The following is a 1248-nucleotide window of genomic DNA, read 5'->3' on the forward strand; positions in this document are numbered from 1 at the left end:
ATTATTTGCTAGTCTTGCTCTTTGGGATAGATCAATATAAACATCAGTTGATCGCGTAAGTTTGACTGCTGCCCCATAAACCTTTTCGAGAATCGCCTTTGTTTTCTTTGCGACCTTTAGTACAAGATCCTTTTCTTTTAATCCGTGTGCTACTGCGCCGGGATCGTGCCCGCCGTGTCCCGGATCAATCATAATTTTCTTTGTCATATTAATTCTCTCCAATCATTTTTTGGATAGAAAAAGGCCGCCTAGGGCAGCCCTTTACTTCGTTAATCCTTTTTGTTTTAGGACTTCCTTTTGTTGCTTACCTTTATCGGTCACATAGTTGTTTTTGAACCATGTGATAAGCGTCATAACCGTTGTAAAGAGTGTTGAGACAGCTACATATAAAACGTCTGCTAAATTGTTTACTGATTCTTCATCCAATGGTAAAGGTGTCTTTCCGAACATCACTAAAAACTGATTAATCAAAGCCACTAAAAGAAGCACCGTGCGGATCACAGTGCCTTTGTCTAAATTATTCATATTCAATTCCCCATTTCTTTTATTTTTGGTTTCTTTCGATACGATCTAGTTTTTCAATGACAACGTCATATTTCTCACTGAATTTTTCTAGCACATGGTTTTGAGCATCTATTTGCTCAATAAGTTTGTTTTCACGCTCTTTTGTTGTGTTGAGCACATAAAACAGCACCCAACAAAACAACACCGCAAACGGTCCTTGTGTCATTAAATACTGCGCCAAATCCATTTCCATTTCACTCACCTACTCCCTCATTTTGTCCACCTCCTTTCGAAGGCAAAATAAAAAGCACCTGTTAAGATGCTGTTGTTCCTAAATCCGCAGAAGCAGCTGGCTTATCAAACGAAACGCCTGTGATCTGCTCAAATTCTTCTTTTGTTATTACTTCTAATGCGACATATTTCCGCATGATCTCAAGAGTGTAAACGCCCCAATCCCAAAATACTTTTATATCGGCAGCCGTTGGATAAATCATGATGCCCCACCTTTCTGCAACTGCGAAAGCTGTAATGTAAGGAGAGCGACTTGTTTTTTTAGCGTCGTTACATCATCTGGTGGCGGTGGATCAGGCTGCAAGCTATCAATGTATTCTTTAGTTGCCGCCTCAAACCATTCTTCTTTATTGGGATCATACTTTGCAATAAATAGCCCATCTGGTGGCTGTTTATCTGTATAGCCTTTGGGTTTTTTTTATACGTTTTATAACTCTCATAAAATATTTTTTC

General features: G+C 39.0%; 5 protein-coding genes. All 5 read right to left on the minus strand.

The window, feature by feature from the left end; all coding sequences use genetic code 11:
* Positions 1–207: N-acetylmuramoyl-L-alanine amidase family protein (locus BA70_RS18780; RefSeq protein ID WP_034325264.1), on the minus strand; the 207-nt coding region annotated here is incomplete at its 3' end.
* Between the two features lie 54 nt (positions 208–261).
* A complete protein-coding gene (locus BA70_RS18785) occupies positions 262–525 on the minus strand; it encodes a phage holin (RefSeq protein WP_034325265.1) in 264 nt (87 codons plus the stop codon).
* A 19-nt stretch (positions 526–544) separates the two neighbouring features.
* A complete protein-coding gene (locus tag BA70_RS18790; RefSeq protein ID WP_034325266.1) occupies positions 545–757 on the minus strand; it encodes a BhlA/UviB family holin-like peptide in 213 nt (70 codons plus the stop codon).
* A gap of 61 nt (positions 758–818) precedes the next feature.
* Complete coding sequence (locus BA70_RS18795) at positions 819–998, minus strand: XkdX family protein (protein WP_034325267.1); 180 nt, start codon at positions 996–998, stop codon at positions 819–821.
* Between the two features lie 67 nt (positions 999–1065).
* Positions 1066–1248: hypothetical protein (locus BA70_RS20470; RefSeq protein WP_204368302.1), on the minus strand; the 183-nt coding region annotated here is incomplete at its 5' end.

The organism is Bacillus zhangzhouensis (assembly GCF_000715205.1).
GTDB classification, from domain to species: domain Bacteria; phylum Bacillota; class Bacilli; order Bacillales; family Bacillaceae; genus Bacillus; species Bacillus zhangzhouensis.

Coding starts and splice junctions, on each gene's coding strand:
- BA70_RS18785 (WP_034325265.1), bottom strand. CDS start 525: ATGAATAATTTAGACAAAGGCACTGTGATCCGCACGGTGCTTCTTTTA.
- BA70_RS18790 (WP_034325266.1), bottom strand. CDS start 757: ATGGAAATGGATTTGGCGCAGTATTTAATGACACAAGGACCGTTTGCG.
- BA70_RS18795 (WP_034325267.1), bottom strand. CDS start 998: ATGATTTATCCAACGGCTGCCGATATAAAAGTATTTTGGGATTGGGGC.